Here is a 24653-nt window from a genome sequence, read left to right on the forward strand (position 1 = left end):
TTTATCATGACAAAAAACAGATGCGGGCTCCGCATTGGCGCTCATGCCAACTGCCTCGCCATTTACCAACACCGCATTGCGACCCAAAGCATCCTTAACCGGCTTGCCCGAAGGCGCCATACCTGCATCGACCAGTAAGTTGATCAGGCTCTGCTCACCGAAGTCTTTCGGAAGTACCGATGAAGGCAGGCCATCCAGGCGCAACTGCTCCAGGTCACTTGCAGACAAATCGGCAATGTCTCCAGAAAAGAGCGCTCGGGAGATTCGCTCAGCTGCTACCAAGCCTTCCTCACCGTGTACCAAACGAGTGACTTCACGGGCGAGGACTCCCTGGGCTTCAGGCCTGCCAGCACGCTCGCGGTCAGCGGTCTCTATCGCCTCAATTTCATCCACACTGAGGAAAGTAAAGTAGCGCAGGAACTTATAAACGTCCGCATCAGCAGTATTTAGCCAGAACTGGTAAAAGGCATAAGGGCTTGTACGTTTCGGGTCCAACCAAATAGTGCCGCTCTCAGTTTTACCAAACTTGGTGCCATCCGCCTTGGTCACCAGAGGCAATGTCAGACCGAATACCTTACCGCGATGCTGGCGGCGGGTCAGGTCGACACCACCGGTAATATTGCCCCACTGGTCGGAACCACCGATCTGCAAGGTGCAATCGTGCAGCTTATACAGCTCGGAAAAGTCCATCGATTGGAGCAACATGTAGGAAAACTCAGTAAAGGAAATACCTTCACCTTCACGCTGGATACGCTGCTTAACGGACTCTTTATTAACCATATTGTTAACAGAGAAATGCTTGCCGACATCGCGCAGGAAATCGAGCACATTGAGGTCGCGAGTCCAGTCGAGGTTATTGGCGACAATGGCACTATTTTCCCCACAATCGAAATTGATAAATTGGGAAACCTGGCTTTTCAGCTTGTCTACCCAACCCGCAACAATATCGGGGGTATTCAAACTGCGCTCCTGAGCTTTAAAAGAAGGGTCACCAATCAGCCCCGTGGCACCGCCAACCAGTGCAATTGGTTTATGCCCTGCCGCCTGAAACCTCTTCAAGGTCAGCAACGGTACTAGACTGCCTATATGAAGGGAGTCTGCAGTGGGATCAAAACCGCAATACAGGGTTCGACTCTCCGACAAATGCTGCGTCAGTTCGCCGTCACCAGTCGCTTGATTAATTAATCCACGACGGTCCAAGTCTTCAAGCAGTGTCATGTCGACCCCAGCCATGCTTTCCCCTCATATATAGGCTTGAAATTAGCGCCACCAAGCGGCGGCAAAATGCGCTGCAACATTACCGAAGTTTGCGGCAAATACAAGCGTGCAGCAGCCCAGTATCCGCACTAAAAACAAAATTCATGAGGAACCAAACCGTGCAAAGACGTGTCAATTATCTCGTGAACCAAGGCGGCTTTTTTGCTATAAAGTCCCTCCAATGCCTGTTTTTTAGACACTCAGTTTTTCAAGCGCAAATAACAACGACCGCCAGTACCATCCGCTAACGCCATGCAAAACCATCGTAAATCGAGTACAGGCCTCCGTATTGGCGGCTTACCCAAGCATTTTCCCCGCGTTCATGCGCTGACCGCTGGCATCGCAGCCTTTGTCCTTATGCTGGCCGTTCTGATTCCTTCACCGGAGATTTCCTCTAAGCGCACATCCCTACCCATCAAACTTTCAGAGGTCCCAAGCGGCGACAGCACTGAAGCCAAACCTGCACTCACTTATACGCCGGCGGAGACCCCACTGCTTAACGTCAGTGTTGAGGCGGTCAAGTCGTTGAGCCTTGAAGTACGTAACGGGGATACCCTGTCAGACCTATTTCAACGTGCAAAGATCAGCGCCAAAGAGATGTACCAGCTTCTGGGTAGCGGCAAAGAGGCAAAACAGCTGGCACGTCTAACTCCGGGTGAAGAACTGACCTTTCAAACAAATAATGATGGCCAGCTCCAGTCCCTGAAATTGCAGCGGGACCGACTCAATCAAATTGAGTTTACCCGCACAAATGCAGATAAGTTTGAACACGCACTGATAACTCGTGAGCCCGACAGCCACCCGGCTTACCGACAGGCCCAGATCGATAGCTCCCTATTCCTGGCCGGCAGCGATGCTGGGCTGAGTGACAGCCTGATAATGGAGATGGCGGATGTGTTCAGCTCCGATATCGACTTTGCCCTTGATATTCGCAAGGGCGACAACTTTAGTGTGATGTTCGAAGAGTTGTTCCTGGATGGGGAGAAAATTGGCAACGGTCCTATCCTGGCGGTCAGTTTTACCAACCAGGGAAGAACTTTTAGCGCTGTACGCTATGTGGATAACAGTGGTGATGCCAATTACTACACGCCTGAAGGCAAAAGTATGCGCAAGGCATTTATCCGCACACCTCTGGACATAGTTCGCATCAGCTCTCACTTCAACCCGAGCCGCCTGCACCCAGTATTCAAATCACGCCGACCTCATAATGGCACCGACTATGCCGCTCCAAGAGGCACCCCCGTTTACTCTACTGGCGATGGTCGGGTTATCGCGTCCGGCTATAGCAAACCCAACGGCAACTACGTATTTATCCAGCACGGCGAACGCTATGTAACCCGCTATCTCCACCTGACCAAGCGCAAAGTCAAAAAGGGCCAGCGCGTTAAGCAGCGCCAGGTTATTGGCACTGTAGGGTCTACCGGTTATGCCACCGGCCCGCACTTGCACTACGAATTCCTGGTGGATGGCAGACATCGCAACCCCGCCACCATTGTGCGCAAATTGCCCAAGGCAAAGTCGGTACCGACTTCTGAGATGATCCGTTTTAAAAACCAGACCCAGCCACTTCTGGCGAAACTAGAAAACTTCCAGGGGCCGGCTCTGGCTCAACTGGATGAAGAAAGCCCCTAACAAGCGCCAACGAATATGCCCGATCTGTTTATCGGCCTGATGTCCGGCACCAGCGTTGACTCCATTGACGCGGTGCTGGTCGATTTTGGCGATGAAGAAAAAATAAACACCCGCATCCTGGCTGCGCTAGCCCACCCGATTCACAGCGGCCTGCGCGAGGCTATCCTCAGCCTCTGTGCCCCCGGCCCTTCAGAGTTGGATCGCGCCGGACAGTTAGACCGGCAACTGGGACAGGTTTTTGCCGAAGCCACCAATACCCTGCTAGCCCGAGCCGGTGTTGAGGGTCAGTCTGTTACCGCCATTGGCAGTCACGGCCAAACCGTACGCCACCGCCCCCCAGGCACAGTGACTTCTCCCTTTACTTTGCAACTCGGTGACCCCAACACCATCTCAGCACTGACGGGCATCTGCACCGTTGCGGATTTCCGTCGCCGGGATATCGCTCTCGGTGGTCAAGGAGCGCCTTTAATGCCAGCGTTTCACCAGGCCGCTTTCAAAACTGATGGAAGCCGTGCTGTGGTCAATATTGGGGGGATGGCCAATATCACTGAGCTGACGGCAGATGGCCAGGTTTACGGCTATGACACAGGTCCAGGTAATGCATTGCTCGATTACTGGGTGAACCTACACAAAAACCAGCCCTACGATAGAAATGGAGACTGGGCCGCGAGCGGTCGCGCCAATGCTGAACTTCTCAACCGCCTGCTTTCAGATCCCTATTTCTCCGCCGAACCACCCAAGAGCACTGGCCGTGAAACTTTTAACCCCAGCTGGCTCGAACAGGCCTGTGCCGGTTTGGAAGTGGCGCCGGTAGATGTGCAGGCGACCTTGTCTGAAGTGACCGCAGCCAGTATCGCCGATGCCGTGCATAATTTTGCCGAAGGCGGCGAGCTGCTCACTTGCGGGGGCGGGGCAAAAAATAAGGACTTGGTTGCGCGATTACAGCGCCGCTTGCCCACCTGGTCTATTACTGACACGGGCAGTTACGGTATTGACGCAGACTGGCTCGAAGCCGTTGGATTTGCTTGGTTGGCCCGCCAGACATTGAGAGGGCTGCCCGGTAATTGCCCGGGAGTGACTGGCGCGCAGAAAGAGGCGGTTCTAGGGGCTATTTACCCGCCCTGATCAATAGGGCGGGTTAGGATTCCTCAAATAGAGAAAGAGGAGCCGCAGCCACAGGTAGCGGACGCATTGGGATTTTGTACTACGAAGCGCGACCCCGAAAGGCCTTCTTCGTAATCAACATTGGCGCCAACCAGGTAGGGGTAGCTCATCGCATCCACCAAGACCTGAATGCCATCCTTTTCTATGATGGCATCATCTTCGGCAACCAATTCATCAAAGGTAAAACCGTATTGGAAACCGGAACAGCCGCCTCCGGTCACGAACACCCTGAGTTTCAGCTCCGGGTTGCCCTCCTCTTCCAACAGGCTTTTTACCTTGGCCACAGCCTTGTCTGTGACCACGAGTGGCGCGGGAGAAAAGGATACAGCTTCTGACATAAGTCTCTCTCAACTCATCGGGACATTCACCGCTCGTATAAAAGTTATAACGAGTGCAGCCCCGGGGGCGTCATCTTGCTTAAACCCAGCAATTCAGTCAAGTATTAACCGGCAGGTGGGCCGGTACAACAAAGTACCAGCGCCAGCCAATACTACCCGGACTTAAGAGGCTTCAATGACAGTTTCATCTTCGGAATAGCCGAGCATATGGGGCTCACCCGCGCTACTCAAGTCGGCACTGGATACCAGGGCACCGTTTACCTGGGCACCTTTCAGCATCTCGATCAGCTTATAGTGTACATTGCCTTCTACCATTGCCTTGGAAGCGAGCTCCAGGTGGCGCGCAGCAAACACATCCCCTTTGACATTGCCATTGATCACTACCTGAGGCACACGAATTTCACCCTCAATGATGCCGCCATCCACAATTTGCAGGCGCGCATCACTATCACTGTGAGCGGTAACATTGCCACGCACCTTACCTTCGATGACCAGGTTGCCACGGAAGTGGATATCACCGCTGATCTCAGTCTGACGAGCGATCAAAGTCGTGTGGTTACTACCGGTATTGGCCATAGTTATCTGTTTCTCTTTTTTTCTTAACATAATCCCCAAAACCTCGTGCCTTTGGCACCTATGCTAACTTTCCTGTACTAACCAACCGTAGCGCTGCTCAATATTAAAGCCCTTGCGCCCAGAAGATTTAAGTGACAACTCCACACCTTCGGGCACAAATCCCTCCGGCAAGCGCAGCTCTCCCTCGATATTCTGAAAATATTTAAAACGCAGCTGAATCGACTCACTATCCACCTGCTCCGACAGTTCCTTCAGAGGGTAACTCTTCGGTTCCCCATCCTGACGGCCCACTACGGTAAATGTGGCCGTGCCTTTTACAACATCCCGACGCGCTGCGGACTGTTTGATCTGTAACTTGTACTGGTAACTTTTTGGATCGCCGGTCTGCGAGAGGATAAAGCGTCCAATGGACACCCCCTCACCCCCATCTTCAGGGGCCATGACGCCGCGATAGAAAGAAATTTCCTGCTTTAGCTCTGCAATCTGGCTCTCTTTCTGCACCAGTTCCGCACGCACCGACTCACTCGCCTGCTCACCGATAGTCAGCGACTGCTCTGCAGTGGCAACCCTCATTCGCAGGGATTCATTCTCACTCTGGAGCGCGGTAACACGATCGAGTACTTGAGTATGCTCCAGTGTCTTGCGATCGAGGCTCTGACGCAGCTGATACTGTCCGGCAAAATAGGACCCGGCCGAGGTCACTAATACCAAAAAAACGACCCCCACTACGGCAATGACACCAGAGAAGGGTTTATGAGGCACCACTTTCATGCGGTACTGCTTGCTGCCTTTAACTTTGAGCACCATGAAATCTGCTAAGTCTTATCCGGGATTTATCGATTGTCGGGAAACACCCGATTCTAAGGCAGCAGTGCCGGGCTATCCAGGCCCAACGTCTCAGTTAAGCCAAACATAATATTCATATTCTGGATTGCCTGGGCGGACGCGCCTTTGGCCAGGTTATCAATGGCCGATAATACCAGTACCGTATCCCGCTCCTGGGGTTGCAATACCGAGATGCGGCACATATTGGTCCCTCTTACCGTACGAGTCTGAGGGTGGCTGCCCGCCGGCATCACATCTACAAAAGGCTCATTTTTATAGCGGTTTTCAAAGATCTGCTGAAGCTCATCGGCATCAACCTTCCCCGCTGACCGGGCAAATAAAGTAGCGTGGATACCGCGAATCATGGGAAGTAAATGCGGTACAAAAGTCACCTGCGCGGGAAAGGATTCAGTGGCCTGCACTCGACGAAGCCCCTGTTCAATCTCGGGTAAATGACGGTGCCCGGCGGCAGAATATGCGCGGAAGTTGTCGCTATTCTCAGCCATAATCAAGTCGGTCTTACCCTGTCGCCCCGCACCACTGATACCACTGGCCGCACTGGCGATCAGCTCACCAGGTTCTACCAGGCCCTTTTCCAAAAGCGGTATCCATCCCAATTGAATCGCGGTGGGATAACAGCCCGGGCAGGCTATCAACTGCGCATTGGCAATCTGTTCCCGATTAACTTCTGGCAAGCCATAAACAGCGCTTTGAGCTAATTCCGGAGCGGCGTGGGCTTGGCCGTACCACTGCTCCCAGGTAGGTATATCTTTCAAGCGGAAATCGGCGGACAAATCGATCACTCGAACTCCGCGTTCAATAAGTGCCGGTACCTGGGCCTGGGCAACGCCATGAGGTGTAGCGAAGAATACAACGTCACAATCCGCCAGCTGTTCGAGATCGGGGCTACAGAAAGACAGCTGAGAGTGCCCTCTCAGGCTAGGGAAAAGTTCGGCAACCGGGGTACCATTCAACGAACGGGAGGTGATTGCGGTAACTTCCGCTTGTGGATGTGTTGAGAGAAGCCGAAGTAATTCCACCCCTGTATAGCCGGTGCCCCCGACAATCGCTACTTTTATCACCTTGCTAAAATCTCCGGTATATCCGCCAACTGAGACGATAATCGTAAAACCAGACAGGCACTCTACCACAAGCCCCAGCATTTTAAGGATGTGCGGTGTCACAGCCCCCAAGGAACTCGCTAAAAAAGTCATTTTCGCGTTATTTAGTTAGGCCTGGCAGCCTCGAAAATATACGCTTACAGCTTTCCTCCAAAGACGCGCTGGCGCCTTTGCTGGGGATGGCCCTGATCACCGGCATCCTGGCCGGAGGGATAACTGTACTTTTTCGGCTGGCGATGGAGTGGCCGACCACGCTGTTTTTATCAATCCCACAAAATTACGAATCCCTTCCCCCTTTCTGGCGCTTCGCATTGCCAGTCATCGGCTCTCTGGTAGTGGGATGTATCTATTTATTTCTAAATCCCAGACGCCGCCAGGTGGGAGTGGTCCATGTCCTGGACCGGCTCTACAATCACCAGGGGCAAATGCCAATGCAAAATGCCCTGCTACAGTTTTTTGCCGGCGCAATAATTTTAATTAGCGGCCACTCGGTGGGGCGGGAAGGCCCAGCTGTACACTTGGGAGCCGCCAGTGGCAGCTGGTTAGCTAGGGCGCTGAAGCTCCCCAACAATTCCGGTCGCAACCTACTGGGGTGTGGTGTAGCCGCAGCAATTGCGGCCTCCTTTAATACCCCGCTGGCGGGCGTGGTATTCGCGATGGAAGTCGTGATGCTGGAATATACTGTGGCAGGTTTTTTACCGATAATTCTCGCGGCTGTTGCCGGTAGCGCCATTACCCAGCTGACTTTCGGTAGCCAACCGGACTTTAATGTACCCGCGATTCAACTCAATTCCCTTGCCGAGCTGCCGCTACTTTTTGTGTGCGCACTGGTAATTGGGGTTCTCGCCGGATTATTTATCCGCTCCCAGCGTATTTTAATTCCCCAGCAGCGTTACTCCCCACTTCTTCGATTTCTCTTGGTTGGCCTTGTTACTGGCACCTTGGGTATCTGGGTACCGGAAATCCTGGGCGGTGGATATGACACTTTGCAGATGGCAATGCTGGGAGAGTTGGGGGTAGCGACACTCATTGCTATTGTCGCCGCGAAATTAGTTGCAACCGCTTTGGGGGCAGGGCTCGGAATTCCCGGTGGGGTAATAGGCCCCAGCCTGATTATCGGTGCCTGTATCGGTGGTATTGCCGGTGGCCTGGCTAACTTGTGGCTGGGTGAGCACACCGCGAGTCCAGGCTTTTATGCCATGGTGGGTATGGCGGCAATGATGGCTGCCATGCTCAATGCGCCTCTAGCTGCGCTACTCGCTATCTTGGAACTTACCTATAACCCACATATTTTATTCCCTGGAATGATGATGATCGTGGTGGCCACATTAGTAAGCCGCCAACTCTTTTCCACTATCGGTCTCTATCACGAAACGCTGCAAGCCCTGAATAAAGCGGGAATGCCAAGTTGGCGACAGCAAATGCTGAGCAGTGTCGGAGTTGCCAGCGAAATGAATCAGAGCTTTGTTGTGACTCCTAGGGAAATTACCCGCGCTGCAGCAACAGAATTAATTAATCAACACCCCGAGTGGATTCTTATCGATTTACCCAAGGAGCCGGCACCGCAACTACTGCGTGCAGCAGACTTGGCAACTTTTCTTCGCGGTGGTGCGAAAGAGGCGGCCGAGAGCGAAAAACAAGTTTCCTCCGCGTCAGATAAATTACTAGACCCGGGAGAAATGATCGATTTATTGAGACTACCCGGCGAACGCAAACAGCTGGCGTCCCTAAGCTGGCGAGCGACAATGCTGGAGGCCTCGCAAAAGCTGGAGAGAAGTGGCGCGGATGGCCTATATGTCTGCCGTCATAAAAGCGGTTCGCTGGACAATCGCACGGCGGGCATTATTCTGCCGCTACAAATTAACAACTTTTACCGGAAGTAATTTTTCTTCCCGTTTCTTTTAAGGGGACTTTCAATGCTGTGGATCAAGGCTTTTCACATTATTGCGATGGTGTGCTGGTTTGCCGCACTTTTTTATCTGCCACGACTGTTTGTCTACCATGTCGATGCCACTGATGCCGTTAGTCGCGACCGCTTCTGTATTATGGAACGCCGCCTTTATCGCGGTATTGCCATTCCTTCCATGCTGGCCACCGTTGCCTTGGGCATTTGGCTCTACAGTTTGAACCCGGCCTACTACACCTCCGCCGGCTGGATGCACGCAAAACTGACTTTTGTTGTTCTCCTCCTGGGCTATCACCATATCTGTGGCGCCTATGTTCGCAAGTTTGCCCGGGGAACCGTTACCCGCAGCCGCCGCTACTTCCTAATATTTAATGAGTTCCCAGCAGTTGCACTTGTCGCCATCGTCATTTTGGTTGTCGTAAAGCCATTTTAATTTGGCGCGTATTCATTCCTTGTCAAAGGCGCTCAGCAACTAGAATTAGGCGCACAGCTAATGGCCGTCATGTAGAGCACTTATGGATACACCTCAGCCCGTTATTCTGACCGTTACTCACCACGACCCCAGCGGCAGCGCCGGAATTGCCGCAGATACTGAGACAGCGGTCAGTCTCGGCTGCCATGCGGCCTCGGCAGTTACCGCCATCAGCGTGTGTAATACCGGTGAATTGCTGGGTGTCGCCCCTGTCGACGACAGCCTGCTAATTGAACAAACCCGGGCCGTTTTGGAAGACATGCCGATCGCGGCGATCAAGGTCGGCTACCTGGGCTCCGTGGAGAATGTGCGCGCGCTTCACAGCGTACTCCACGACTACCCGGATATTCCCGTCGTTATAGATCCCGATGCCACACTGGCCGACAAAGAGAGCGTACTCGCCCCACCTCTGTGGGAGGCTATGGTGTCGCTGTTGTTGCCCAAGGCGACCATGGTGTGCCCCAACCGCAGGGAAGCTCGCGCCATGGCTGTGGAGGCCGATGTCCTCGACGCCATGGCCCAGGAAATCCTCGAATCCGGCTGTCGCTACCTGTTGCTGACTGGCGTGCCCCACGAGCAACAATTACAGAACCGGCTCTACGATGAGCGCGGCCTCATGCGGGAGTTCAAGTGGGAGCGCTTGCAGCCAGCGGCCTATGGCGTCTGTGGCACCCTAGCTACTGCCATTGCCTGCCATATCGCCCACGGGCTGACCATTATCGAAGCGGTTACCCGCAGTCAGCAGTACGCCTGGAGTGCGATCAAAGACAGCCGGCGCCTGGGAATGGGAAGGCCGATCCCCAACCGGCTGTTCTGGTGCGAACGCTAAACCTGGAGCTGCTGACTCAAATTTCTCCCCCGCCCCGATCAATCTCACCGTCCCCATGACGGTGAGATCTTCTGTCTACACAGTCTGTGACCGGTCGTCGCCAATCTACACATTGTCCTCAGGCGCCACCCCCGCGATAATGCTCCCCAGGCCCTTTATGCAGAACCTGAATATAAGTTTATGAGTAAATCCGAGCAGCTCTTCGCAGAAGCACAGCAGTACATTCCCGGCGGCGTTAACTCTCCGGTACGGGCTTTTCGCGCAGTCGGCGGTACCCCGGTGTTTATCCGCCGTGCCGAGGGCGCCTACCTCTACGATGCAGACGAGAAACGCTACATCGACTACGTACAGTCCTGGGGCCCCATGGTGCTGGGCCACGCACACCCTGAAGTCATTGAAGCCGTGGTGGAACAGGCCCAATCGGGACTGAGCTTCGGTGCACCAACCGAACTGGAAACCGAACTGGCCGAAGAACTCTGCCGCCTGTGGCCGAATATGGACCTGGTGCGCTTCGTCAATTCCGGTACCGAAGCCACCATGAGCGCGATTCGCCTGGCCCGTGGATTTACCGGCCGCGACAAGATTGTGAAGTTCGAGGGCTGCTACCACGGCCACTCCGACTCCCTGCTGGTTAAGGCCGGCTCCGGGGCCCTGACCATGGGTGTACCCTCTTCTCCCGGCGTTCCCGCCGCCCTGGCAGATCAAACCATCACCTTGAGCTACAACGATGCTGATAGTGTGCGCAGCTGCTTCGAAGAGCTGGGCGATCAAATCGCCTGTATCATCGTCGAGCCTGTTGCCGGCAATATGAACTGCATTCCGCCGGTACCCGGCTTCCTGGAAACCCTGCGCGAAGTTTGCGACCAACACGGTGCCCTATTGATTCTCGATGAGGTTATGACCGGCTTCCGGGTGAGCTTGACCGGGGCCCAGGGCCTCTACGGTATCGAAGCGGATATCACCACCCTCGGCAAAGTCATCGGCGGCGGTATGCCCGTTGGCGCCTTTGGCGGTAAACGCGAGATCATGGAACAAATCGCACCCCTGGGTCCGGTTTACCAGGCGGGCACCCTGTCCGGTAACCCTGTAGCTATGGTCGCGGGCTTGGAAACCCTGCGTTTGGTGGAAGAACCCGCCTTCTACGAGCCTTTAATTGCCAAAACCGACCGTTTGGTAGAGGGCATCCTGGCGGCTGGTAAAGCCGCAGGTATCCCAATTACCGCCAATAAGGCCGGCACCATGTTCGGATTCTTCTTCACCGAAGAACCTAAAGTAACTAACTATCAACAGGTAATGGCCTGCGATAACGAGCGCTTTAACCGTTTCTTCCACGGCATGCTGGAAGAAGGTGTCTACCTGGCACCGGCCTCCTATGAGGCAGGGTTTATGTCCGCAGCTCATACCGATGAGGATATTGAGGCCACAATCACTGCCGCTGAACGCGTCTTCGCCCGCCTCGGCTAATTGCCCACCTCTCTCCAGCACCCGCAGCCTGCGGGTGCTGCTTCTATGCCCGTTTAACTTTACCCCCCTCCAATAAAGCCTCAGTCGCTTCACCGCAAAGTTATTGCGCTCAAAAAAACTAACAGCTAAAAATGTATACAAAATATAAAAGGTATACATTTTGAAAAACTCACCGTTTTCAGATACCAGTTTGTCCGCCATCAGCGCAGGCTTTGTCGCCGTGCTGGTGGGAGTAGCCAGTTCCGCCGCCATAGTCTTTGAAGCCGCGCGTGCAGCTGGCGCAAGTGAAGCGATGATCGCCTCCTGGATTGGCGCCCTGGGCCTGGGGATGGGCATTACCTGTATTGCCTTCTCTTGGTATTACCGCGCCCCGGTAATCACTGCCTGGTCGACTCCAGGTGCTGCACTCTTGGCCACCAGTTTAAGTGGCATACCCATTGCTGAGGCGATTGGTGCTTTTGCGTTTAGCGCCCTGTTAACACTCCTCGTGGGCTTGTCCGGAGCCTTTGAACGGGTAGCGCGAATGGTGCCGGCACCGATTGCCAGCGCTATGCTCGCAGGCATACTTCTGCAATTTGGTCTCTCAGTATTTACTTCTCTGCAGGCACAACCGCTATTGGTCGGCATCATGTTACTGACCTATCTAGTCGGGCGCCGTTGGGCGCCTCGCTATGCCATTATTTTGGTACTAGCGGCTGGGGTGGCGACTTGCTGGAAGTTGCAACTCATTGCATCGGCCCAGATCAGCTGGCAAGCGGCACACCCTGTTTGGGTCACGCCAGAATTCCGCCTCTCCACTTTAATTGGCATTGGCCTTCCTCTTTTTATCGTCACTATGACCTCTCAGAACCTGCCCGGAGCGGCAACCCTGGCCGCCAGTGGCTACAGTAGAGTGCCTATATCTCCTGTTATTAGCGGCACCGGCCTCACCTCTTTATTGCTGACACCGTTTGGTGGCTTTGCATTTAATCTGGCAGCTATTACCGCTGCTATTTGCACCGGCCCGGAAGCCCATCCCAACCCCGACAAACGCTATACCGCCGGCATTGCCGCCGGTATTTTTTATCTGCTGGTGGGCCTCTGCGGCGCTAGCGTTGTGGCATTATTCAGCGCCTTTCCCCAGGCACTGATTGCCGGCCTCGCCGGCTTGGCACTGATTGGCGTCATTGGTAGCAGCCTGGCTGGAGCAACAGCCGAGGCCGACAGTCGCGAAGCCGGAATTATCACTTTTCTGATCAGTGCTTCCGGTATCAGCCTCTTTGGCATTAGCTCTGCCTTTTGGGGGCTGCTGGGAGGGCTGGTGTGTTACTGGTTTTTCAAGCGCAGGAATTAATAAACATCGATGGGCCTCTACGAAAAAATTAAGTCGGACTTGCAGCATGGGCGCTTCGCCGCCGGCCAGGTGCTAAAGCAAGCCGAACTGGCAGAGCTTTACGCCGTGAGCCGTATTCCGGTTAGGGACGCTCTACAAAGATTGAAAAATGAGGGCTGGTTAACCGGACACGGAAAACGCGGCGTCGCAGTGCCGCAGTTTGACCCTATTGAAGTGGAAGACCTCTACCTGATGCGCATGCGCCTGGAACCGCTGCTGCAATCCCTGGCACTGGAAAGCCTTAATGGAGAGATCCTGGGGCGGGCCAGAGATATTCTGGAATCCATGCAAGCCAAACCTGAACTCTCCGCCGAGCAGATCGGAAAAATGAATTGGGAGTTCCATGCCTGTATTTACCGGGCAGCCGCAAGACCTACGCTATTTAGTACCGTCGAGCAACTGCACCGGCAATGTGAGCGTTATATCGGTTACCAATCCCACGGTCTGAATTACCAGGACACCAGTCAGGACGAGCACTTTGCAATACTCAATGCACTCCAAGAGGGAAACGGGGACCAAGCCGCCGCACTGCTGGCAAAACATATAGAAGTCGCCGGCAAACTATTGGTAAGGCACTTACATCAGCCCCATTTTTAAACCGCTTTCCCTCAGCAATCGAAAATCACCCACTGCGGCAATTTGATATGATGGCTGCCAATTGCGGCTGCGGGGTTTCTGCGGCCCTATGGATAGCCGGAGTAATTTCCCGATGAGCCAAAGTTTCGGCCGTGGTGCCTACCCCAACACTCGCCTGCGTCGCCTGCGTGCAAAGGATTTTTCCCGTCGACTGGTGCGGGAAACCCAGTTGAGCAGTGACGACTTGATCCTGCCACTGTTTGTTATTGAGGGGCGTAACGAAACCCAAAAAGTAGCCTCAATGCCGGGTGTTGAACGCCTGAGCGTGGACCTGTTGGCCAAGAAAGCGAAGTCAGTTCGAGAGTTGGGAATCCCGGCCATAGCCCTGTTTCCAGTAGTCGACCCGTCGGCAAAGTCCGACTGCGCCAGTGCCGCCCACGACGCCGATGGCTTGGCACAAAGGGCTGTTCGCGAGCTGAAAAATGCGGTACCGGAATTGGGAGTTATCACCGACGTAGCCCTGGACCCCTTTACCAGCCACGGCCAGGACGGGCTGATGGACCACAGCGGTTATATCGTCAACGACGAAACCGTTGAGGTATTGGTACAGCAGGCCCTGTCACACGCTGCAGCCGGTGCCGATATGGTGGCCCCCTCGGATATGATGGATGGCCGTATCGGAGCCATTCGCGATGCTCTCGAAGGCGCGGGCCACAGCAATACCCTGATTATGTCCTACGCCGCTAAATATGCCTCCGCTTACTACGGCCCTTTCCGCGATGCAGTGGGCTCTGCCGGGAACTTGAAAGGTGGCAATAAAGCGAGCTACCAAATGGACCCCGCCAACACCGATGAGGCATTGCACGAGTGCGCCCTGGATCTGCAAGAGGGCGCGGATATGGTGATGGTGAAACCCGGTATGCCCTACCTGGATATAGTGCGTCGGGTAAAAGAAGAATTGCGAGTTCCCACTTTCGCCTATCAGGTAAGTGGGGAGTATGCGATGCACTGCGCCGCCTTTGAAAATGGCTGGCTGAAGCGAGAGGCGGTTATTCTGGAGTCCTTACTGGCCTTTAAGCGCGCCGGTGCCGACGGCATCCTCACCTATTTCGCCGAAGAAGCCGCACAGTTGCTGCAAGACTGATAGCCGGCGATAAAGCGCGCGATTCAATCGCGCGCTACCTTCCCTAGGGCCACTGATCTTCCAGGTCAGGCCCCACCGGCTGGGCTTCCTCTACCGGTACGCTGTGAGCCCTCCCGCCAAAAGTATTATCTCTTGGCAGCTCCAGGGGCTCCTCTTCATAATCGGAGCCATACTCGGGATCTACACCAAACTCTTCCGCATCGTCACCTCGAAGTTGCTCCTGCAATTGTTGGCGGCGCTGATCGCGCATCTGCTGCTCACTGGTATCCACCCCCCAACCGGGACTCATCTCCTCTCTGGGAGCCGCTTCGTCGCGACCATTGCCAAATAGATTGCGGAACCAGCGCCAGCGGTTCTGCCCCCGACATTCCGGCGCCGGTTGCAGCTGGCTCTCGTAGGAGAAAGGAATCTCATAACCACCGCGACAGTAATCCGGGTCCATAAACTGCCCCCGGGAGTTCACTGACTTAAGCTCCACTCCTCGGGGCATCTCTGCCGGTCCGTGTTGATGGGGCAGCTTGCGCATAATCTCCGTCCAGATCGGCAGTGCGCCGGTGGAGCCAGTTAGGCGCGTGCGCTCATTATCGTCGCGCCCGAGCCAGACTACGGCGGTTACTTCCGGGGAGAAGCCCGCAAACCAACTATCGCGGTTATTGTTAGTGGTTCCGGTTTTCCCGGCAAAGGCGATGCTACTTGGCAAGCGCTTGGCGGAGCGGCGTCCGGTACCCTCACGCATGGCCTGCTCCAGCCCCCAGCGCAACAGGTAAGCTGGAACGGGGTCGACACCGCGATTAGCCTTGCGGCGGAAGTGCTGTACACGGCCGCCCTGGGCATCGGAAACCGCCAGCAGTGTGCGCGGCTGTACCGTCTCACCATTGTTCGCGATGGTCTGGTACATACCGGCAACTTCGAACGGGGTCATCTCCACAGCACCAAGCAACATCGCCGGCACTCGGGGGAGCCTGGATTCAACACCCAGGCGGCGAATCGTCTGGCGCACATTCTGCAGGCCGAGATCCAATCCCAAATGGGCCGTCGCCAGGTTATAGGACTTGGCCAGAGCGATATAAAGCGGTATCTGTCCGTGAGCGCGCTTATCGAAGTTCTGCGGCATCCATACATCGCCATCCGCCTCTTCAATTCTCACCGGGGCATCATCGATCAGGGTGGCCAGGTTGTACTCTTCCGGTCGCTCTAGAGCAGTGAGAAACACAGCCGGCTTAATCAGGGAGCCCACCTGGCGGCGGGCTTCCAGCGCCCGGTTGAAGCCTGGGTAGTCCGGGTTCCGATCTCCCACCATGGCGAGCACATTGCCGTTGCGATTATCCAACAATACTGTCGCGGCCTGGAGTGAATTGGCTTTGATCCCTCGGTCTTTCTCCAGCTGGCTAACGCCCTGACTGATGGACTCCTCCGCCAACTTCTGCACCGAAGGGGCCAAGGTGGTGTAAACCCGTAAACCCGAAGTGCGCAATTCCTCGTAGGAGTAGTAGGGACGCAATTCAATCAACAGCCGCTCAGTAAAGGCCGGGTAAGGATTCTGCGCACCGACACCACCCTTGACCACCCCCAGAGGCTTGGCGGAATACTTCTGGAATTCCTCCTGGGTAATCAGCCCCTGCTCCAGCATCAATTCCAGCACGGTATTGCGCCTTTGCAGTGCTCTCTCTGGATTGCGCCAGGGGTTGTAGTAAGACGCACCTTTCGCCAGCCCCACCAACAGCGCTACCTGATGGGGTTCCAAGGTGTCCAGGGGCTGCTGGAAATAGAATTCAGAGGCCAACCCAAAGCCATAAATACCTCTGGCACCCTGCTGACCCAACCACACTTCGTTGATGTATTCCTGCAGGATATAGCGCTTGTCGTAGTGCACCTCCATCAGGATGGCCATCAGGGCCTCGTTGAATTTACGTCTCAGGCTGGGCTTATGGTCAAAAAAGATATTTTTGACCAACTGCTGGGTAATTGTGGAGCCACCCTGTACCAATCGTCCGGCTTTTGCGTTGGCCACCATGGCCCGGGCAATACCGCGAGGGGAAACACCAAAGTGATTGAGGAAGTCCTGATCCTCAACAGCAATCAGGGTATTGGCTACCAAGGGAGGAATATCATCGAAACGCACTGGATTGCGGTCATCGCCTCCCCCTAGTAGAGAGCCGATATTAGCCGCGTCCAGGCGGAATTCTGCCAGGCTTCGGCCATTGTCATCACGCAGGCCGCTAATTTGATCATTGCGCAGACGGAAGGAGACCACTGCAGCAGGCTGGCGGCCATTGGCATGGATAAAGTCCCGGCGCCAGACCTTGTAATTCATTCCGTCCTGAACCCAGGAACCGGGCTCACTCAGAGTGCCCTGCTTGCGGTAATTCAAGGCAGCAAATTCGGACTCCAACTCATCCGGATGCATTGCCATACCCTCGCGCAGCACCAGCGGACGAGCGTAGACTCGGGCGGGGAGTTGGTATTGACGGCTATCCAGTCGCTCGCGCAGCTGCACATCCAGGTAAGCCATATACGCTGCCAGCGCCAGGGAGCCCACCAGGGCTAAAAGCACTAGCAGCTTGAGCCAGCGATATCGTCGTTTGGGCTTTGACGCTCTGACGCGCCGGCGTTTCGTTGATGCCATATGAGGATTCAGTCCCGCTGCCAACTCAGTACATCAAGCGACTCATGAGACCTAACCAGCCCCAATCGAAGAGTCGAAGGCAGGGTACCAGCAGGTGGCAGCTCCGCTGGTATCTTGCTGCCAGTGCCTTTCAGCACTGGCGGGCCCACTCAATTAGCGGGCTAAAATCCAGGCTTGGCAGTATCTATCACCTGGCGGTTTACGTGAAGGTGCTATTTACACCTGTGCGAGGATTGACCGCAGCAACCGCCTATAAGTTCACCAAGATGTAACAAGCGCCTATGTGAGGGTTTGCTGTCGCCAGCCCTCCCCAATGCCTTGCACTTGGCAAAATCACGTCCATAATGCGGCGGAAATGTAGACAATAAGCCCGAATAGGAATGATATGCAGCAATACGATCTCTACGGCATAGGTGCCGCCCTACTCGATACAGAAATCGAAGTGTCGGACCAGGATTTGAGCAGCCTTGGCGTGGAAAAGGGAATCATGACCCTGGTAGATGATGCCCGTCAGCAACAGCTGGTAGACGACCTTCAAAACCATATGGTCACTGCCAAATTGGCCTGCGGCGGCTCCGGTGCCAATACGGTCATTGCTGCCAGCTATTTCGGTCTCCGCACCTTCTATTCGTGCAAAGTTGCCGCTGACGAGAATGGTGATTTCTACAGAAACAACCTTAACAGCGCCGGGGTCGACTACCCCGAAACACTGAAGCAAGCTGATAAGGGCACTACCGGCAAATGCCTGGTGCTTATCACCCCGGATGCCGAACGCAGTATGAACACCTATCTGGGAATGAGTGAACAGCTCTCAGTCGCTGAGCTGGATAGCGATGCACTGTCCGCCTCCAAGTGGGCCTATATCGAAGGCTACCTAGTTTCCTCTGAAACGGGCCGTGCCGCAGCGATCAAGCTTCGCGAAGAAGCCGAAGCCCACGGAGTTAAAACCGCTCTCAGCCTGTCTGACCCGGCTATGGTTCAGTTCTTCGGCGAAGGGCTGCGGGAAATGATTGGCGGCGGTGTGGATATGCTGTTCTGCAACCGGGATGAGGCTCTGGGCTTTACCGGTACCGACTCTGTGGAGGGCGCCGTTGAAGCGCTGCGCGATTACTGCCGCAGTTTCGCGATTACCCTGGGCGCCGATGGCGCACTGCTATGGGACGGCAACGACGTTCACCGCATAGAGAGTCCCGAAGTCCGCGCCATCGATACCAACGGCGCAGGCGATATGTTTGCCGGTGCTTTCCTCTACGGTATCAACCGCGAAATGAGTTTTACCGAAGCCGGCGAACTCGCTTGCCGCGCTGCCGCCCAGGTAGTGAGCCAATACGGCCCGCGACTAGAGGCCGAGCAGCACTCCGAATTACTCGCACCGGTTGTTTAATAGCAATTGCCTAATAGCAGTTATCTATAGACACATGATTTCCAGAGGGCCCTAAGGCTTGGGCCCTCTGGAATGGTGGAGCATCCCCGGGTAGCTATCCAGCTCCGGCAGCCCCGTCGCTGCGGAAATACCGAACCCCTGGGCATAGTCCACCCCCATCTGGCTCAATTTTTCCATTAACTCCGGGCTCTCTACATACTCGGCGATAGTGCTGATACCCATTCTCTTCGCCAAGTGATCAATAGTGCTCACCATTGCGCTATCAATTTCATCCTCGAGCATATTCCGCACAAAGCTTCCGTCGATTTTAAGAAAATCTACCGGCAGCTGACGCAGATAAGCCAGGGAGGAAACACCGCGACCAAAGTCATCCAGGGCAAAGCTGCAACCGGCGGCTCTCAGCTTGTGGATAAATATTAGGGCTCGCTCGAGATTATTGATGGCGCTGGTTTCTGTAATTTCAAATTGAACCCGTGAAGGCGTTACACCGGCATCGGACAGAGACTGCAGCACAAAATCAGCAAAGGTCTCATCCCCCAGGCTGATACCGGAAATATTGACCGCATAATTAATTCCGCCCATCCCCAGGCGCTGCTCCTGGGCCATATAGTCAAAGACCCGGCGAATTACCCAGCGGTCCACTTCCTCGATCAAGCCGTAGCGCTCTGCGGCTGGCAAAAACAGCCCCGGTGAAATCACTCCACCATCACGGCCGCGCATCCGCACCAGGATTTCATAGTGGTGGACATTGCGGTCCCCCTTTAGTGAAACCACTGGCTGTCGGTACAACATCAGGCGATCTTCCCGCAAAGCCGCGTGAATTTCCGCAACCCAGGTGGTCTCGCGACGCTTCTCCAATACCTTACGGGAGTCACCAAACAGCTTAACGCGATTTCTGCCCTGCTCGCGGGCACTGCAACAGGCATCATTGGCCGACGCCAGTAACTGACTGGCATTGGGGGTAAAGTGATCGACTCCAACAACACCGATCGACACCGCGACCCGGTTGTCATTCCCCTCCCAGAAAAAACTGAAGTTCTGCACAGAGTCGCGCAGCCGAGCCACCACACGACCACCCTCTTCCAGGGTGCAGTCGCGCAGTAGTATCGCAAACTCATCACTGCCGACTCGGGCAAACAGATCGTCGCTGGAGAGGCAGCGCTTGATTAACTCCACCAACTGAACCAACAACTGGTCCCCGGCAACAAAGCCCAGGGTGTCGTTAATTACTTTGAATTGATAAACATCCAGGTAGAGCAATACATGGTGCTGGCGTTTATCGACACAGAGGCTGAGTTGGCTTTGCAGCTCACTCTCAAAGAATTGTCGGTTGGGCAGTCGGGTTAAGGCGTCGTGGCTACTCTGCCACATAAGGCGGGTGGAAACCCGGCGTGCGGCAGAGGTATCCCGCAGCACCAAAACATAATTTTTCAGCACCCCCATATCCCAAAGAGCCATTACCTGCACGGTCACTTCAAGCGGGACATGCTCTTCCCCTGGGCGCTCAATACAGGCATTAAACTCTCTGGTTCTGGGTACTTCACCCAGGTCACTGGATGCCGGCAGTATCGGCTCTATCGCATCGCCCCGGCTATTGCACAGGCGCAAACCTTCACTGAGTGGCTGGCCGGGCAGCAGTCCAACCAGGTCCCCGGTCATTTCGTTGACCAGGGGGTTGGTGTAAACCACCGTGCCCGCAGCATCGGTGACAATGACACCATCGGCAACTTCACCGAGAGCCGCCTCCGCCGCCTGTAAACTGATCTGCTCACAGGGGCGCAGCCCCTCTTCCAACTGGGCGAGGGGACCGAGATAACTTGCCGCCTCTGGATTAAACAGCGTCACGGGAAAACTCACTCAAAACACAACAGAGTAAAGCGCAAACCTTTCCCGGTAGCGGGGAGGTGCCTTGCGACAGACCATAACCGAAAAAGGTTACCGACATCATCGCCCACGATCGCCGATTTTATTCAATTATCCAGCCTCCCAGCCGAGTTTTTTCTACAAATGTATAAATTGCACATTCACAGATTGCTGCGCAAGAAATTTTTTAATTTCTCGTCTTCAAATACTCGTTGTAGAGTTGTGTTGAGCAGTCCATTCACACGGCTTTGGACTTCTTCACGGCTGGGCTTAACCAGGTTCCGATCTTTGCCGGAAGCGCTGTAAGTGCCGAAATAAGTGCGAGGACCAATTTTCACTTCCAGGTGAATTTCAGCAGAGGTGTCAATCTCAGTGGTATAAACCGTATTTGGACTGTTGTAGGTGAGTTTTACCAATTTTGCGATCACCTGAACTTCCGGCGCGCTATCGGTAATTCGGAATGACCAATTTGAAAAACCCTCACGCAATCCCGCCGCAATAGCCTCACCAGCGTCATTGCCAATACTTACCTGAGCAGTATCCGCATAAACACCACCCAATGATCCCAAGCCGCCAGAGGGCAGTTCATTAACTCCCATCACACTCATACTAAAGCCTTCGCCTATCGCTTCAGGAGCGACCTGGACCTGAGGCTGCAGCCAAATTTGCAGCGGGCTGTGAGCACAAGCGCTGAGTAGCAGTGCACCGGCAAAAACCAATAACTTCTTCATGTTTAATTCCCCCTCACTTCAAAAAAACTGCCAATTCAGCCATGGTGATGGTGGTGGTGCTCACCCTCATCACTCATCCGAACTATTGGCACAAGAATATCTACACTGCTGCCATCGGCAAAAAGCAGTCGCAACGGCAACTCTTCCCCCGCCTGCAAGCGCAGACCTTTAATCATTAAGTGAACTCCACCGGGAGCCATATCTACACTTGCCCCGGCGGCTATCGTCAGCTGATCCAGCGGGCGCATCCGGTTTATTCCGTTCTCCGATATTGTGGCATGCAGGTCTGCCGAAGCCTGTTCAACACCCGGCAGCTCCACACCTGTGAGTACCTGACTCGAATCACCAGTGTTGTGCAGCGACACAAAGGCAGCGCTCATTGAAGGCCCGGGAGGTGTTTCCCGGGCATACCCCTCTGCCGTAATTCCTATGGAATAGGCGCCTTTAGACACAAGAAGTGCGGTGATTAAGAAGGCAAATGCCAATACTTTTTTCATGGTGCCCCTCCGCTGGGCTTAATCAGAATCAGTTTCGCCGGATTCCCGACTTTGATATCTCCACGCACCCGATACCCGGGTACAGCCTCGCGCAGTTGCTGATAAACCCAACGGCCCTCAGCATCACTGCGCGCTACGATAATGACGCGCAGCTGCTCGCTGCGAATCCTGCCCGCTACTCGCTGCAACTGTTCCACCAGCCCGGCAGACCTTGCTGCAAGTTCACCGGCTGGCAGACCTATCACCTCCCCTTGCGGTAAATCGAGCTGCGCTCTCCCCCGCTCGCGGACCAACTGTGTACGCACTTCAGCCACCAGCGGATTGGCCGGGGCCAACATCTCGGCCCGTTTCAACAGGGTATTCACCTCCCCAAAATCCCTGCGACGCAGGGCGTCCCGCGCCCGCTCAACATAGGTGACCACAATGGTTTGAATACCGGTTTCTGCCTTGCTGTTATCCGGTTGCAGTTGCAATACACGCAGGTAGTAGTCGTAGGCACTGGCGCCGGCAGGCTGGGTTAGATGCCCTTTGCGTAGCGCCTGTTCCGCACGACTCAAAAAAAAGGAAATATTGTTGCGCCGAACCTGGTCTTGGGATGGCGTCTTTTTAGGGGCGGGAGGAGGGACAACCGTTTTAGGTGCGGGCTTATTGGATGAGCAGGCCCCCAGGCAAAATGCCAGTAGCAGTAAAACCCCAAGGCTGTGAAGGCGTTCAAATGACGGCAAAACAATCCCCTATTGTTGTTTTTTTGTACCACTGGCGTCGCTATACTGCTGCGGCGACTGAACCCCCGTCTGGTGCAGCAGTCTGAACTATGCGCCCGACTATAATGAATTTTTTCATCTATGGCTGTGATGACCAAAAGTTTCCGAAAAAATTTCCTCGTTCTGCTGACAATCCTGCTGGCCATAACCAGCATTGGAGCTGCAGCGCAGAATTCCGATAACCCTTTTGCCTCGCTGAGCAGCGCCCAGGAAAACTCTTTCCTGCCGGTCGATGAAGCTTATCAGCAGGATCTGCTCTTTGATGCCAACGGCCTCAGTGCACTCTTCCAGATTGCCCCAGAGTACTACCTCTATCGCGAAAAACTGGCGCTGTACAGAGTCGATAATGGTGAAAAAACTCCCATCCCCCTGAACCTGCCAACCGGTGAAGTCATTTGGGACGACTATTTCGAGAAAGAGACTGAGGTCTACCGAGGCCAGCTCGAATTTGCCCTGGATATCCCTGAAACCAGCGGTTCCACCCAACTGGAGCTCCACTATCAAGGCTGCGCAGATGCCGGCCTTTGCTATCCACCTCAGACCCGGTACTACAGTGTGGATTTTGCCAGTCAGGATATAGAACCGCAGGACAGCGCCTTAATTACAGGCGCGCCCACTCCGCCAGCGAGTGCTGGCGGTGCCGCAGGCAGTAGCAATGTCACCTTATCACTGGCGCTGCTTCTCGCATTTGCCGGTGGCCTGATCCTGAACCTGATGCCCTGTGTCTTCCCAGTACTGTCGATTAAATTACTGGCCGTGAGCCAGGCGGCACAAAATGCAAGCCAAAGGCATCACCACGGCTGGGCTTATACACTGGGCGTAGTTTTGAGCTTTGTGGCTATCGCCGCTGTGATGCTCGCCCTTCGCGCCGGCGGAGAGGCAGTCGGCTGGGGCTTCCAGCTTCAATCCCCCTGGTTGGTGGCAGCACTCGCCTACCTGTTTTTTATCATGGGGTTGAGTCTGTCCGGAATGACCGAACTCGGCAGTAACCTGATGGGTATTGGCGGCAACCTGAATAAACGTCAGGGGTTGTCGGGCTCTGTGGCATCGGGCGCGCTGGCAACCCTGGTGGCCAGCCCCTGCACTGCGCCGCTGATGGGCTCCGCACTGGGGTTTGCTGTTACGCAGCCCGCACTAATTGCGCTAAGTGTTTTTGCCGCCCTTGGCGCCGGTATGGCGGCCCCCTTCCTGTTGTTGACCTATATCCCCGCTCTAGCCGAAAAGCTGCCCAAACCCGGCCCCTGGATGGATCGCCTGAAGCAGTTGTTGGCATTCCCGATGTATCTCACTGCGGTGTGGCTACTGTGGGTTCTGGGCCGACAAGCCGGGGGGGATGGAGTTGCCCTGGTACTGGCTGGTGCCGTAGCCATTGCATTTGCCCTGTGGCTTTGGCCGCGTCCGCAATGGCACTGGCTGCGCGGTTCCCTGGCCCTGGCCTCCCTGGCCTTGGCGGTTTTTCTACTTCCGCAACTGAAAACCATCAATCAGTCTGAACAATTGTCCAGCAGCGATTACTGGGAGCCCTATTCGGCAGAGAGACTGGAGACTGCGCGCAGTGAGGGGCGTGCAGTTCTGGCCAATATGACGGCGGCCTGGTGCATCACCTGCCTGATGAATGAGAAAGCTGTGCTGTCGAGCACCGAGGTCAGTGATGCTTTGGAACGCCTCAACGTGGTCGCGCTGAAAGGCGATTGGACCAACCAGGACCCGCGAATCAGCGAATTATTGGCCAAATACGGGCGTACCAGTGTGCCGCTGTATCTTCTCTATCCCGCCGATGGGGGCGACGCAAAAATACTGCCGCAAATATTATCTCAAGATGATTTACTACAGGAATTGGAGAACGCTGTGGACTCCCCTTTGAGCACTGGGGTGACTCAGTAAAGTTTTTGGCGCCTTTGTAGCCAATAACCCAAGGTAAACAGGCCACAGCCCGGATATTTTGAACTAATTTTTTGCCCAATATCGCCGAACTGCTGCTAACTTCGATAAACTCCGAGTCTGGCATGGACAGGGAGTCACTTTTGCGGCAGACTCGGTTAATGAGTTCGGGCAGCTAGGCCGAAATTTCGAGTTTGCCCGCAAGATAGCCAATTTTAACCCACTTTATAT

Annotated in this window: 21 protein-coding genes (1 of these 21 cut by a window edge); 11 read left to right on the plus strand and 10 right to left on the minus strand. The window is 54.8% G+C overall.

Features of this window, described 5'->3' with window-relative positions:
- On the minus strand, positions 1–1233 hold the 5' portion of the coding sequence (gene tyrS, locus ACJJI6_RS14375; RefSeq protein ID WP_475710955.1) for a tyrosine--tRNA ligase. The gene continues 72 nt to the left of window position 1, outside the view; 1233 of the gene's 1305 nt are visible here — the first part of the coding sequence; its start codon is at positions 1231–1233; its stop codon lies beyond the left edge, outside the window.
- A 276-nt stretch (positions 1234–1509) separates the two neighbouring features.
- Between tyrS and ACJJI6_RS14380 the strand changes: the two genes are divergently transcribed.
- Together ACJJI6_RS14380 and ACJJI6_RS14385 are read left to right on the plus strand one after the other, a co-directional pair.
- The gene (locus tag ACJJI6_RS14380) at positions 1510–2889 is read left to right on the plus strand and encodes an OapA family protein (protein WP_475710956.1); all 1380 of its coding nucleotides are present in this window, start codon (positions 1510–1512) and stop codon (positions 2887–2889) included.
- A 15-nt stretch (positions 2890–2904) separates the two neighbouring features.
- A complete protein-coding gene (locus tag ACJJI6_RS14385; RefSeq protein ID WP_282934416.1) occupies positions 2905–4014 on the plus strand; it encodes an anhydro-N-acetylmuramic acid kinase in 1110 nt (369 codons plus the stop codon).
- A gap of 23 nt (positions 4015–4037) precedes the next feature.
- On the opposite strand, the gene erpA is transcribed toward ACJJI6_RS14385, so the two are convergent.
- The 4 genes from erpA to argC all read right to left on the minus strand — a co-directional run bounded on the left by erpA (position 4038) and on the right by argC (position 6874).
- Entirely contained in the window at positions 4038–4391 is a 354-nt protein-coding gene (gene erpA / locus ACJJI6_RS14390; RefSeq protein ID WP_108731633.1) for an iron-sulfur cluster insertion protein ErpA, read from the minus strand.
- A gap of 162 nt (positions 4392–4553) precedes the next feature.
- Positions 4554–4997, minus strand: a complete 444-nt coding sequence (locus tag ACJJI6_RS14395; RefSeq protein ID WP_282934417.1) for a bactofilin family protein — start codon at positions 4995–4997, stop codon at positions 4554–4556.
- 33 nt (positions 4998–5030) lie between these two features.
- Complete coding sequence (locus tag ACJJI6_RS14400; RefSeq protein ID WP_413664271.1) at positions 5031–5774, minus strand: DUF6776 family protein; 744 nt, start codon at positions 5772–5774, stop codon at positions 5031–5033.
- Positions 5775–5827: 53 nt separating this feature from the next.
- Positions 5828–6874 (minus strand): N-acetyl-gamma-glutamyl-phosphate reductase, encoded by a 1047-nt coding sequence (gene argC, locus ACJJI6_RS14405; protein WP_475713458.1) that lies wholly within the window; start codon positions 6872–6874, stop codon positions 5828–5830.
- A 95-nt stretch (positions 6875–6969) separates the two neighbouring features.
- On the opposite strand from argC, the gene ACJJI6_RS14410 reads away from it, so the two are divergent.
- The 7 genes from ACJJI6_RS14410 to hemB all read left to right on the plus strand — a co-directional run bounded on the left by ACJJI6_RS14410 (position 6970) and on the right by hemB (position 14676).
- Positions 6970–8796 carry a chloride channel protein gene (locus tag ACJJI6_RS14410; RefSeq protein WP_475710957.1) on the plus strand — a complete coding sequence of 609 codons (1827 nt, stop codon included), beginning with the start codon at positions 6970–6972 and terminating at the stop codon, positions 8794–8796.
- A 33-nt stretch (positions 8797–8829) separates the two neighbouring features.
- Complete coding sequence (hemJ, locus tag ACJJI6_RS14415) at positions 8830–9252, plus strand: protoporphyrinogen oxidase HemJ (protein WP_282934420.1); 423 nt, start codon at positions 8830–8832, stop codon at positions 9250–9252.
- 82 nt (positions 9253–9334) lie between these two features.
- Positions 9335–10120, plus strand: coding sequence for a bifunctional hydroxymethylpyrimidine kinase/phosphomethylpyrimidine kinase (gene thiD / locus ACJJI6_RS14420; RefSeq protein ID WP_282934421.1), 786 nt, complete (start codon positions 9335–9337; stop codon positions 10118–10120).
- Between the two features lie 180 nt (positions 10121–10300).
- Positions 10301–11584, plus strand: a complete 1284-nt coding sequence (gene hemL, locus ACJJI6_RS14425) for a glutamate-1-semialdehyde 2,1-aminomutase (RefSeq protein ID WP_475710958.1) — start codon at positions 10301–10303, stop codon at positions 11582–11584.
- A gap of 160 nt (positions 11585–11744) precedes the next feature.
- The gene (locus tag ACJJI6_RS14430) at positions 11745–12917 is read left to right on the plus strand and encodes a benzoate/H(+) symporter BenE family transporter (RefSeq protein WP_444936728.1); all 1173 of its coding nucleotides are present in this window, start codon (positions 11745–11747) and stop codon (positions 12915–12917) included.
- A 9-nt stretch (positions 12918–12926) separates the two neighbouring features.
- Positions 12927–13553, plus strand: coding sequence for a GntR family transcriptional regulator (locus tag ACJJI6_RS14435; RefSeq protein WP_475710960.1), 627 nt, complete (start codon positions 12927–12929; stop codon positions 13551–13553).
- A gap of 112 nt (positions 13554–13665) precedes the next feature.
- Positions 13666–14676 (plus strand): porphobilinogen synthase, encoded by a 1011-nt coding sequence (gene hemB, locus ACJJI6_RS14440; protein WP_445359387.1) that lies wholly within the window; start codon positions 13666–13668, stop codon positions 14674–14676.
- 43 nt (positions 14677–14719) lie between these two features.
- On the opposite strand, the gene mrcB is transcribed toward hemB, so the two are convergent.
- Positions 14720–17302, minus strand: a complete 2583-nt coding sequence (gene mrcB / locus ACJJI6_RS14445) for a penicillin-binding protein 1B (RefSeq protein WP_444912056.1) — start codon at positions 17300–17302, stop codon at positions 14720–14722.
- Positions 17303–17687: 385 nt separating this feature from the next.
- On the opposite strand from mrcB, the gene ACJJI6_RS14450 reads away from it, so the two are divergent.
- Positions 17688–18686, plus strand: coding sequence for an adenosine kinase (locus ACJJI6_RS14450; protein ID WP_475710962.1), 999 nt, complete (start codon positions 17688–17690; stop codon positions 18684–18686).
- Positions 18687–18737: 51 nt separating this feature from the next.
- On the opposite strand, the gene ACJJI6_RS14455 is transcribed toward ACJJI6_RS14450, so the two are convergent.
- The 4 genes from ACJJI6_RS14455 to ACJJI6_RS14470 form a co-directional block, all read right to left on the minus strand.
- Positions 18738–20531: a putative bifunctional diguanylate cyclase/phosphodiesterase gene (locus ACJJI6_RS14455; protein WP_444892701.1), complete on the minus strand. Its 1794-nt coding sequence runs from the start codon at positions 20529–20531 to the stop codon at positions 18738–18740.
- Positions 20532–20710: 179 nt separating this feature from the next.
- Positions 20711–21280 carry a YajG family lipoprotein gene (locus tag ACJJI6_RS14460; protein ID WP_475710963.1) on the minus strand — a complete coding sequence of 190 codons (570 nt, stop codon included), beginning with the start codon at positions 21278–21280 and terminating at the stop codon, positions 20711–20713.
- Positions 21281–21315: 35 nt separating this feature from the next.
- A complete protein-coding gene (locus ACJJI6_RS14465) occupies positions 21316–21777 on the minus strand; it encodes a copper chaperone PCu(A)C (protein ID WP_475710964.1) in 462 nt (153 codons plus the stop codon).
- Positions 21774–22502, minus strand: coding sequence for an N-acetylglucosaminyltransferase (locus tag ACJJI6_RS14470; RefSeq protein WP_413664260.1), 729 nt, complete (start codon positions 22500–22502; stop codon positions 21774–21776). The genes ACJJI6_RS14465 and ACJJI6_RS14470 overlap by 4 nt, the downstream gene beginning before the upstream one ends.
- 120 nt (positions 22503–22622) lie before the next feature.
- Between ACJJI6_RS14470 and ACJJI6_RS14475 the strand changes: the two genes are divergently transcribed.
- The gene (locus ACJJI6_RS14475) at positions 22623–24425 is read left to right on the plus strand and encodes a protein-disulfide reductase DsbD family protein (RefSeq protein ID WP_475710965.1); all 1803 of its coding nucleotides are present in this window, start codon (positions 22623–22625) and stop codon (positions 24423–24425) included.
- The last annotated feature ends 228 nt before the right edge of the window (positions 24426–24653 follow it).

Source organism: Microbulbifer maximicatervae (SeqCode) (assembly GCF_056232625.1).